Source organism: Prevotella sp. HMSC073D09 (genome assembly GCF_001814145.1).
In the GTDB taxonomy this organism is placed as follows: domain Bacteria; phylum Bacteroidota; class Bacteroidia; order Bacteroidales; family Bacteroidaceae; genus Prevotella; species Prevotella conceptionensis.
Map to the genome: position 1 here is coordinate 1 of NZ_KV815060.1, position 10926 is coordinate 10926.

Annotated in this window: 7 protein-coding genes and 1 other RNA gene; 4 read left to right on the plus strand and 4 right to left on the minus strand. The window is 44.3% G+C overall.

The window, feature by feature from the left end; genetic code table 11:
- Window positions 1–330: 330 nt before the first annotated feature.
- Complete coding sequence (locus tag HMPREF2955_RS03570; RefSeq protein ID WP_070721072.1) at window positions 331–2694, minus strand: bifunctional dihydroorotate dehydrogenase B NAD binding subunit/NADPH-dependent glutamate synthase; 2364 nt, start codon at window positions 2692–2694, stop codon at window positions 331–333.
- Window positions 2695–2912: 218 nt separating this feature from the next.
- The gene (gene serS / locus HMPREF2955_RS03580) at window positions 2913–4202 is read right to left on the minus strand and encodes a serine--tRNA ligase (protein WP_070721076.1); all 1290 of its coding nucleotides are present in this window, start codon (window positions 4200–4202) and stop codon (window positions 2913–2915) included.
- A gap of 634 nt (window positions 4203–4836) precedes the next feature.
- Between serS and rnpB the strand changes: the two genes are divergently transcribed.
- The 4 genes from rnpB (at window position 4837) to HMPREF2955_RS03600 (ending at window position 7505) form a co-directional block, all read left to right on the plus strand.
- Window positions 4837–5238, plus strand: an RNA gene (gene rnpB / locus HMPREF2955_RS03585) — RNase P RNA component class A.
- Window positions 5239–5261: 23 nt separating this feature from the next.
- Window positions 5262–6584, plus strand: a complete 1323-nt coding sequence (locus HMPREF2955_RS03590; RefSeq protein WP_070721079.1) for a YihY/virulence factor BrkB family protein — start codon at window positions 5262–5264, stop codon at window positions 6582–6584.
- Window positions 6585–6622: 38 nt separating this feature from the next.
- Window positions 6623–7027, plus strand: coding sequence for a cytochrome C oxidase subunit IV family protein (locus HMPREF2955_RS03595; RefSeq protein ID WP_070721081.1), 405 nt, complete (start codon window positions 6623–6625; stop codon window positions 7025–7027).
- Window positions 7028–7106: 79 nt separating this feature from the next.
- Complete coding sequence (locus HMPREF2955_RS03600; protein ID WP_070721084.1) at window positions 7107–7505, plus strand: YkvA family protein; 399 nt, start codon at window positions 7107–7109, stop codon at window positions 7503–7505.
- Window positions 7506–8581: 1076 nt separating this feature from the next.
- On the opposite strand, the gene HMPREF2955_RS03610 is transcribed toward HMPREF2955_RS03600, so the two are convergent.
- A complete protein-coding gene (locus HMPREF2955_RS03610) occupies window positions 8582–8995 on the minus strand; it encodes a hypothetical protein (RefSeq protein ID WP_070721087.1) in 414 nt (137 codons plus the stop codon).
- A gap of 152 nt (window positions 8996–9147) precedes the next feature.
- Window positions 9148–9984, minus strand: coding sequence for a YwqG family protein (locus HMPREF2955_RS03615; protein ID WP_070721090.1), 837 nt, complete (start codon window positions 9982–9984; stop codon window positions 9148–9150).
- Window positions 9985–10926 lie beyond the last annotated feature (942 nt).

Consider the following 10926-nt stretch of genomic DNA (forward strand, 5'->3'; position numbering starts at 1 on the left):
ATTAGTTAGATATTTACTGAATATCCCTAAATAGGAAACAATGGAAACAACTTGAATTATTTGATAAGCGGTATGATTGTCTATTTCGGTTTATAGTCAAACATAATTGCTTTTGGAAAATTGTTCTTACAAGTTTGCTTACGGTGCGCCTATGGCTTTCCATACCTATTCTGTTTGGCTATAAGTTCACTATTCACTAGATTTCTAGAACCTGCGGTAAATAAAAGGTTGCCTTCTCGGATGGTTCAAAATCCGAAAAGGCAACATGAAATGGAGTGTTAAGACAACACTTAATGTATTATATCTCCGTGTAATGACTATGGCATACGCTTAGATCGCAAGTTGCAATTCTTCCGTCAACTGCTTGTGCATACTGGCGGCAGCCTTCCTACCGTCGCCCATAGCCAAAATAACCGTTGCACCACCGCGCACGATGTCGCCACCAGCGTAAATTTCCGGGCGACTAGATTGCATACCTTCATTCACTACAATGGTATTCTTGCGCCCTAATTCAAGTCCGCGGATGGAATTAGGAACAAGCGGGTTGGGCGATACGCCTACTGCAACAATCACTTGGTCTACATCGAGCGTCTTCGTAACGCCTTCGATGGGTTGCGGACTACGTCTTCCGCTCGCGTCAGGTTCTCCCAACTCCATCACTTGCAGCACAGCGGCCTTCACAGCGCCCTGCTCATCTGCAAGATATTCAAGCGGATTGTGCAATGTCAGGAAGCCGATACCCTCTTCTTTGGCATGTTTCACCTCTTCAAGTCGAGCAGGCATCTCTGCCTCCGAACGCCTATAAACCAGCGTAACCTCTGCACCAAGACGCTTAGCCGTACGACATGAGTCCATTGCGGTATTACCTCCACCCACAACCATTACGCGTTTGCCCAAGTTTATGGGCGTATCGGTGTTAGGATTGGCAGCATCCATGAGGTTAACACGTGTAAGATATTCGTTAGACGACATGATATTGATGGCGTTCTCGCCCGGTATGCCCATGAAATTAGGCAATCCGGCACCAGAACCAACAAAGATACCCTTATAGCCTTGCTCTTCCAAGTCGTCTACGGAGATAGTCTTTCCTACAATGCAGTCGGTGATGAATTTCACACCCATCTTTTTAAGGTTGTCTATTTCCACGTCCACAATCTTATTGGGAAGTCTAAACTCTGGTATGCCATACTTCAAAACGCCCCCCACTTCGTGTAAGGCCTCGAATACAGTAACGTCATAACCAAACTTGGCCATATCGCCAGCGAAACTCAAACCAGCAGGTCCTGATCCCACGACTGCAATCTTTATACCGTTGGCTGGTGCCAATTCGGGTACGGAGATATTGCCACTTTCTCGTTCGTAATCAGCAGCAAAACGTTCCAAATAGCCAATGGCCACAGCGGGTTCGTTCATTTTGAGGTGTACACAACGGCTCTCGCACTGCTTTTCTTGCGGACAAACACGACCGCAAACAGCAGGTAAGGCCGACGTGTCTTTCAAAACCTTGGCCGCTGCAAGAAACTGGCCACGCTCTATGTTCTTAATAAACGAGGGTATATTGATGCTAACCGGACAACCTTCCATGCAAGTGGGCTTAGCACAGTCAAGACATCGCTTGGCTTCCACCAAAGCCAGTTCTTTTGTAAGTCCTTTATTCACCTCCTCTACACGCGAAGTGGCGCGGTAAACAGGGTCTAATTCGGGCATTTCCACACGATGAATGCCCGTTCTTTCTTTGGGTTTCATGCTTGCTCGCAACTCTTTTCGCCATTCGGCATTACGATCTGTCAGCACGTCTATACCCTCTGTGGTAGGCTCTACGTCCATAGTGATGTCCGAAACTGTTTGTGCAACCCGTTCTTCCACTTGCTCAATATGGTCATTATAACGCTGCAACTCTTCGCTTTCAGCTTTCTTGAACGTGCCCATTCGCTTGAACATCTCGTCCCAATCAACCAAAGCACCATCAAATTCAGGACCATCTATGCAAACAAACTTGGTCTTTCCGCCGATGGTGAGCCTACATGCGCCACACATTCCCGTACCGTCTACCATGATGGTGTTAAGCGAAACATCGGTGGGGATGTTGTATTTTTGGGTGAGAAGACAACAAAACTTCATCATGATGGCAGGCCCGATGGCGAAAGCGCGGTCTATATGCTCGGCATTTATGAACTTTTCTATACCCACAGTTACAACGCCTTGCTCTCCATACGACCCATCGTCGGTCATAATAATCACCTCGTCTGAACTCTGCCTTACCTCATCTTCTAATATAATAAGGTCTTTCGAGCGTCCTGCCAATACGGATAGAACGCGGTTCCCGGCCGCTTTCAGTGCACGAATGATGGGCAACATCGGTGCAACACCCACGCCACCGCCTGCGCAGACAACCGTTCCAAAGTTCTCGATATGCGTGGGATTGCCCAGCGGACCAACCACATCGGTAACATACTCGCCCTCGTTGAGGTTGCATAGCTTAATAGACGAGAGGCCAACCTTTTGCACCACGAGTGTGATTGTACCTTTCGTTGTGTCGGCATCGGCAATGGTTAGCGGCATACGCTCGCCTTTGTCGCCCACTCTTACGATAACAAAGTTTCCGGCCTTTCTACTTTTGGCAATCAGTGGAGCCTCGATGTCGAAACGATACACCTTTTCGGAGAACTGTTCTTTTCTAATAATCTTATTCATGGCCTTGCAATTGATGTTGATTGTTTATGTTAAATATACAAGTCGCAGGTTGTGTTTTGGTTTAAAAACCCTGATGCGGTGTCCGCTCTTTTTAATAAGGCGAACACCGCCCAGTGCATTTCTAATGTTTTTGTTTTGCGCTTTTGTGCGCCTTAATGATATTGTCTTGTTGCATTTAAGTCCATTATTGGCCATGCTAATGGCCATGGGCAAGGCAACTAGAAGTTCTTGTCGTCGAGCATTTCAAACCCACAATAGGGCACCAACACCCTCGGAACGCGGATGCCTTCGGGCGTTTGATTGTTCTCGATGATGGCTGCCACGATGCGAGGAAGGGCAAGAGCCGAGCCATTGAGCGTGTGGCAAAGTTCTATTTTCTTGTCTTCGGCGCGCCTATACCTGCATTTCAAGCGGTTGGCCTGATAGCTTTCAAAGTTAGACACCGACGAAACCTCCAACCAACGCTTTTGTGCTGCACTCCAAACTTCGAAATCATAGCAGATAGAAGAAGTGAAACTCATGTCGCCTCCGCACAATAACAGGATGTGATAGGGCAGTTCTAGCTTTTTCAGCAGTCCCTCAACATGCTCCAACATCTTCTTGTGCGACTCGTGCGAGTGTTCAGGCTTGTCGATGCGCACAATCTCCACCTTGTCGAATTGGTGCAGCCTATTCAGTCCACGAACATCTTTACCATACGACCCTGCCTCTCTGCGGAAACAAGCCGAATAGGCACAACGCATCACGGGGAGGTCTTTCTCGTCGAGAATAACATCGCGGAAGATATTGGTAACAGGCACTTCGGCCGTGGGGATAAGGTAAAGGTCATCTTGTTCGGCGTGGTACATCTGTCCTTCTTTGTCGGGAAGTTGTCCCGTTCCGTAACCCGACGCCTGGTTAACCACCAACGGTGGCTGTACTTCTAGATATCCGCTTTTGCGTGCCTCATCAAGGAAAAAGGCCTCTAAGGCACGTTGCAAGCGAGCCATCTTACCTATATATATGGGGAAACCGGCACCAGTGATTTTCACACCAAGGTCGAAGTCGATGAGATTATACTTCTTGCAGAGGTCCCAATGGCACAAGGCATCTTCGGGAAGTTGCGGCATAACGCCCCCCTCTTTCACCACAACGTTGTCATTAGCGTCTTTTCCTTCGGGCACTTCGTCGGCCGGTATGTTAGGAATGTTGCATAGCAAAGTCGTAAGTTCTTGTTCGGCCTCGTCCATTTGCGCTTGCAACTGCTTGTCGTTCTCCTTATATACGGCAACCTTTGCCTTTACTTCTTCGGCCTCTTGTGCTTTGCCGTCTTTCATCAACATGCCAATTTGTTTCGACATGCTATTTGCTTCTTGTTTATTCTTGTCCAGTTTCTGCTGAGCATCGCGTCTGCGCTTGTCGGTTTCAAGCACTTTTTCGACAGCATCTTTTGCTCCCTTAAAGTGTTTTTTCTCCAACCCCTTAATCACACGTTCAGTTTCCTCACTGATGAGTTTAAGTGTAAGCATTCTTTCTTGTTTTGTATTTAACGTTATAAATTGCTCGCAAATATACTAATTTATTTGTTTTCTGCAAAAAAAAGCGGATATTCTGTCGATGAGAAGTTGATGTTTGGGGTGGATTTTGCAATGTGTATAGATTGCCACAAAATAACACTTTGACGGCGATAACGTGCATGTTGGTGTCATATTGGTGGATAGAATATGGCCTAAGCTTAAAGCAACGTGGGTATTTTGCGATTTTAATGTGCATCATTTTCAAGCGTGTTGCACGCTTTCATTCGTAAACGTAACAGGTTCTAACTTGGTAAGCCCTTCTGTTTAACGTCTTCAATCCATCAAATTTCTCCCAACTGGCAGGCTCATGAACCATCTACTTGAACATAAATTACGATAAAACCCACAAACGTCAACACCTCAAAAACTCAACAAATAAAATAAAGACACCTGCCCATAAACACGCATTTTTTGCTTGTTTCTTCGCCTATTAGTTTATCAACACTTTGTTCCCTTCCCCTACTCTTTCGTCAACAAAGTTCCACGAAAAGCTTAAACAAAACGCCTTTTTTATTAAATTGTAACATTTCTCGCCACACATTTACATATAATCCGCAAAAAAATGGCTATATTTGCAAGCTAAAAGGCAGTGGCCCGGCTCTGCCGCTGGCATCTTAATGATGCGAGAGGAAAGTCCGGGCAGCATAGGACATCCCACTTCTGAAAATGGAAGCTGTTGGCGACAACGGGTAAAGGTAGAAGAAAATAACCGCCCCCTCACGCACCTATTTGTAGCGTACGTGTTGGGGTAAGGGTGAGAAGGCGGTGTAAGAGACCACCAACCGATGGGCGATCATCGGGTTGTACCTTCTGGGAGCTGCAAGTTCGCGTATACCATCGTTTGAAGGTTGTCCGCCTGAAACATGTTTACGATGGAGGGTAGAATGCTTGAGCCTTGGGGCGACCCACGGTCTAGATAAATGGCAGGCACTTTTTTGCCCCACGAGGCATTAGAGTACAGAACCCGGCTTATAGGGCCACTGCTTTCTTTTTTCTTTTTTGCTTTTCATTATGAAGAAGACATTAAACACCATCATCACGTTTTTTAAGGTAGAAATGTGGCAGATACGGCGCGAAGACGTGTCGCCATTGGCTTACGTATGCCTCATGGTGTTGAAACGCTTAGTGGTTACGGTGAAGTTTTTCACCACCCGTAGCGTAACCGATTTGGCCTCGGCACTCACTTACAGCACGGTTTTGGCCATTGTACCCATCGTGGCCGTGGTGTTTGCCATTGCTCGCGGCTTTGGCTTTTCCAAATATATTGAGGTGTGGTTTAGAGATGCTTTGTCTAGCCAGCCACAAGCAGCAGAGACCATTATCGGCTTTGTAAACTCGTATCTTGTACACACCAAAGGCGGCGTATTTCTCGGTATTGGCCTTTTATTCATGCTGTTCACCGTGCTGATGCTTATCAGCAACATCGAGAAAGCCTTCAACAGCATTTGGCAAGTTCAGCATCCGCGCAGTCTTTTCCGCACCATAACCGACTATTTGGCCATGTTCTTCCTTGTTCCCATCGTCATTGTGGTAACTTCGGGTGTGTCTATCGTGATGGCCACCTTTGCAGAAGACATCAACGAGTACGTAGTGTTAGGCCCCATGATGCGCCTTGTCATCACCGTTATGCCCTACGTGCTGATGTCGGCAGTGTTCGTTTGCCTGTTCATCTTTATGCCCAACACCAAGGTAAACTTCTCGGCCGCATTCTTACCAGGCATCCTTTCGGGCATCGCCATGCAGCTGTTGCAGGTGTTTTACATTCATTCGCAAATCTTCCTCTCGTCGTACAACGCCATCTATGGTTCGTTTGCAGCACTCCCATTGTTCATGTTGTGGGTACAGATATCGTGGAGCATCTGCCTATTTGGTGCCGAATTGAGCTATACGAGTCAGAATATGGAAAGTTTCGACTTGCTGGGACAGATGGACGACCTAAGCTATCGCTACCGAATGATGCTTAGCGCGCTGCTATTGGGTAAGATATGCAAGCGTTTCGACGAAGGGAAACCTGCCTATACGGCCGTAGAACTGAAATTAGAAACCAACATACCCGTTCGCATTGTGCAGCAGTTGCTCTTCGATATGCAAAACGCCAACCTCGTTACCTACGTGGCTAGCGATGAGAAAGATACGCAGGCACGCTACCAACCAGCCGTTTCTTTAAAGCACCTCACCCTAGGATTTATGATGGGTCGCTTAGAGTCGGCAGGCAAATGGAACCTTGATTTCGATGTGCGCAAACACCTCAAAACCAAAGAATGGGTTGAATTTTATAAACTTAGGCGCAAATACCTTAGTGAGTTAGACGAGATTTCGTTGAGCAAACTTTAAAGATTTGTTGCCATTTTATCATTAACAGTCTAAAGATTATGCACATAGAACTAATGGATTTCGAACAACGCGTGTCGAGAAAGATACGTGTCGAGAGCGGATTTCCTGGGTTTCCCCAACCCGAACAATACAATCTCACGAAAACAGAAATCGCCGATTACCTGCTTGACAAGCAGGCCATACTAGACAGTGCTGGTTCGCAGCGCACACAATACACCATTATGGGCGTAATGATTGTTTTGCCCGTTGTGGTGTTTTCGGCCTTTCCACAAAAGGACATGCCTGGCGGAAACTGGGCCATCTTTGTTGCCTTAGCCATTGGACTTTGTCTGGCAGGACTAGTAAAGCTACTCACGAAGTTGCGCATTAAACATCGGTTGAAAAGCATGGCCGACGAACGCATTGAACGTTACATCGAAGATGTGTTGAACTTTAAAAGCTGACCGAAGGCGGCGAAGTGCTGGCCAATGAAGCAAACATGATATCCTAACTATTTTTTTTAAATCAAAAACAATCGACAACATGGAAAAACCAAAGACAGACTTACCCGACTTTATGTCGTACAAAGATAAGTTTACGCAAAGCGGGTTTATCGAGAAAATATCGAAAATAGCAAAGCGTGCAGGTGCAAAGCTGGTGTATGCTGCCCTTATTTTGTACTATACGCTGCAAAGCGACACTGTTTCGCTAAAAGACAAGACGATGATTGTGGCCGCACTTGGCTACCTTATCAGTCCGTTAGACGTTATCCCCGATGCCATTCCCATTGCCGGCTTGGGCGACGACCTCGGCGTTTTGCTCTATGTGCTGCGCAAAGTGTGGACTGACATTCCCGAAGACGTGAAGACAAAGGCGCACGACAAACTCTCGAAATGGTTTGACGAAGAAGAGGTTAAAGAGGCCGACAGCATTAATCTCTAAGTTCGTACCGTTGGTAAGTTTCTGTGTTTATGGGGGCTTTCGCATGAAATATCGAACCAATAGCTAACAAACGTATCGTTAGGGAACGTTCGAACACTCAAAACTCAGAAACTTACCAACTCACTAAGCCAATCGCTCTTTGATTAGCAACATTACAAGGAGAGGTATAACTTTGAAAGAAGAGATGCGTGGATGAATTCATACAGAAGTCTATTAAACAGCACCAGCCAAGTTGGGTTGGATGGAATAGTTTAGCATTTATACTAATTCTGCCGCAAAAGATGAGAAAGAGAAAAAGTCAAGCCATCTCCATAGAGAAAATCATATCGAGCAGTCTTTTAAGCTTATCCTTATTAAGTACTTCTTGCACTAAAACTACACCACAGCTAGATGCATATCTGTATAGGGTGTTTGACAACTATTCATTGTGCATGATAAAGGGTAACTGTCCGATTCCCAAAGGTGGTAGTAGATATATGCGGTTCGAATATGTTGTAAAGAATGAAACTTCTGACACGTTGTTGTTGCCAATAAGTATTGTACATGGTTGGAATAGTTATCACTCACATATAACGATAAGGGATAAAACACGCTCATTTGATGTTGTATTAGGTCAAACCTTGTCAAGAAGGGAAAGGGATGTCGTACTGGCGAAGGGAGGTTCTACTGTTATTACTATAACTTTATATCGCAATGCATTGGATAGCATTGGTATCAAACCTCACGACCTACCATCTAAGGTCGTACAAAATTTTAATTTCTTTTTCTCGTACGACAGGAGAGACTCAACTCATTTTGTAGTTCCCCAAATCAAATTTCACAACACAAACAATAAAGACAAAAACGACTTATACAATGGGGGATGGAGAACAACGCTATATTGGGACGTTCAATATGATAGTACGTACAATATTTTCTACTGTTTCCATAAGCCAGGTGTGAGAATACCCGTTGCAGAAGTAATACAGCCATGAATTGAGTGTAGCACTATTCGGTAAGAGCAAACCTCCTTGAATTTGCTTGTACCCAATTATAACCGTCGTTCCTGGTTACTCATATAACAATAAGACAATCCCCTATTCATCAATTACATATATCATCTTACCCGTAAAACATATATCCATTATGCAGCATACTGGCACACCCCCAGTCCAAAGCCAACCTTGAAACACAGCCTTTCCCCAATTATAACTCTCGTCAATAACCTCAAACTCACTATCCTTATACTTATTCTGGTATGTTTCTAAATCGATACATTCGCCTTGAAAATCATCTAACCACCTATCGTTGAACACCAATACACGAACATCATCAATGTCTGTCTGCTCAAAAACGATTTGTGCCTTATGAGTTTGCTCTGCGCCTTCATCATACGAAAAGATATAATTAAAATGCAATATCACATTTCCTCGCCTATACTCAATTTTATTTATGCGTGCATCGTGAAGCGAATACTTGAAATACTCGCCAAAATCCCTGATAATCTTCATCGTTATATCTATTTTAATTAGTGAACAAACAGTTCCATCAAATTTATTTTATGCGTTTAATGTTATTACAACATAAATGGCATTCTTTATTCTACCAACAAACCTAAGGACTTCTCTCTCGCCTATACAGGCATATAGGCGAGAGATATGTATCAGCAACAATCCCAATTATACAAGCAATTCGCAAAGTCAAGGTTCTTCAGCTGCTCTTTCGTTGCGAAGAAGTTCGCTACTCCACAGTCGCCCCACATAATTTCTAAGCCGTCATCGCCACTATTCGAATCCAGTTGAAATAGCATCTCCGTATAATCAGCTAACGACTCGTACATACGTGGGTCGCTTTGTGTAAAATATCCATAGCCACCAATCTGAGTATGCTCCTCGATATCCAGCATTTCACAAACAAGTTCAGCAATGTCGTCATCTAATTGCCAAAGCTCTTCTATCCGTTTTTCTGGGAAACAGGCATTCCACTTTTCTATAAAAGTTTTCTCAAAGCGATAGTCGGATGGCAATCGCCATTGTTTTTCAAGTTTGAATGACATGGATAAAGGCTTGTCTGTACAGATTGGAGTAATCAGTTCACCATCCTCGTCATCCTGAGGATTATAAATGGCAGCCAACTCTTCCGCACCATAATGATCTTCTATCGCAGGATAATAAATAACACGTTTGTTTTCATCAGAGCATGGATTGTCATAGTCGTTCCCCATGTCATAATCGCCACCAAAAATCCAAAACTGCATAATCCCTTTCTTTGGATAGATGGAGTTGTCTGGCAACTCTTCGCAGTTTATCTGCGCCAAAAACATCAGTTGTTCACCTTTGCTGTTGGTTGGAACTTCTGTCGATTTGGGCAAATAGAACAGTCCCCCGACCTTACTCTGTGTAATATCCAGAGCAGGATTGGACGATAATTTAATCTGAATTGCATCGAGCACGGCTTCTTGCTTAAATTCTGCCAAAAAGGCGTCTAGCTTTTCTTTCATAACGTTATTTAATTTATTCGTCAATGGTTATTTAATTCAACTTCAATGTCGATAATATGTTCTTCTGCTTTATGTTCCACACAACTTGCCATTGCATCAAGTAAAAATGTCCAAGTCTTGATAAACAAAGCGTATTTACTTTTATACAACCCAAATATATCAACGAGCAAGCACATCATTTATTGCCCCCTTGATTTGAAAATCATGCCGTATGCAGTCAATTAAAAGCAAGAGAACTTAGGCATCTGATGGAAGACGAGATTTACGTAGGGATTAGCCCCAACAGTTCAGTTTCTCTCAAAATATCATCTATTGCTTACATAATTCCAAGTTTCCTTGATAATCTAAGTTGCAAAAGCCGAGAGTAACGCCCTTTTCATGTACGAGGTTCTGGACAAATTTACATAAAAATCGCGATTTACAAGCCCATGTAGACAAAATACTTTTCGGTTGTTATAGAGAAAAGACATTATAAAAACCGAAATTCTGCCCCCATTTGTCTGTCTCAAAACATAGTTTTTTCTAAGAAAGGCAACTAGGCAAAAGTCATTCCATGCGTTCTCTACAAGTTGAAAACTGGCTGTCGATGGTAATTTACTTCTGCGTTTTTATGAAGCCACCTCCGTTGGCTGTGAGCAACATGCCCTGCAACCGCTCGCACTGGCAGTCGTAGGCGTATGTTCTCTCCGTGCCGTTGCCCATGAGCGTGTATGCGGCACAATTGTCTTTTGTCTAGTTTTCAGCAAGAAATTTAACATTATGAGTGCCCTTTTTACCAACCTATCGCCCACCTTGCCCCAAAAACGCGATTCTCGCGAAGGTTGGTGTTGATGCAAAAATGGGGTTAGCATGCGAATGTGGCAAATGAATATTTATTTAAACAAACCGCCATTTGCACCCATTTTAGGGCTATTTGCAGCAAGATGTAGTGCGTTTTGGTGC

Excerpts from the sequence above, each read along its gene's own strand:
- serS (WP_070721076.1), bottom strand. The coding sequence starts at position 4,202 with ATGCTTACACTTAAACTCATCAGTGAGGAAACTGAACGTGTGATTAAG.
- HMPREF2955_RS03590 (WP_070721079.1), top strand. The coding sequence starts at position 5,262 with ATGAAGAAGACATTAAACACCATCATCACGTTTTTTAAGGTAGAAATG.
- HMPREF2955_RS03615 (WP_070721090.1), bottom strand. The coding sequence starts at position 9,984 with ATGAAAGAAAAGCTAGACGCCTTTTTGGCAGAATTTAAGCAAGAAGCC.
- HMPREF2955_RS03610 (WP_070721087.1), bottom strand. The coding sequence starts at position 8,995 with ATGAAGATTATCAGGGATTTTGGCGAGTATTTCAAGTATTCGCTTCAC.
- HMPREF2955_RS03595 (WP_070721081.1), top strand. The coding sequence starts at position 6,623 with ATGCACATAGAACTAATGGATTTCGAACAACGCGTGTCGAGAAAGATA.
- HMPREF2955_RS03570 (WP_070721072.1), bottom strand. The coding sequence starts at position 2,694 with ATGAATAAGATTATTAGAAAAGAACAGTTCTCCGAAAAGGTGTATCGT.
- HMPREF2955_RS03600 (WP_070721084.1), top strand. The coding sequence starts at position 7,107 with ATGGAAAAACCAAAGACAGACTTACCCGACTTTATGTCGTACAAAGAT.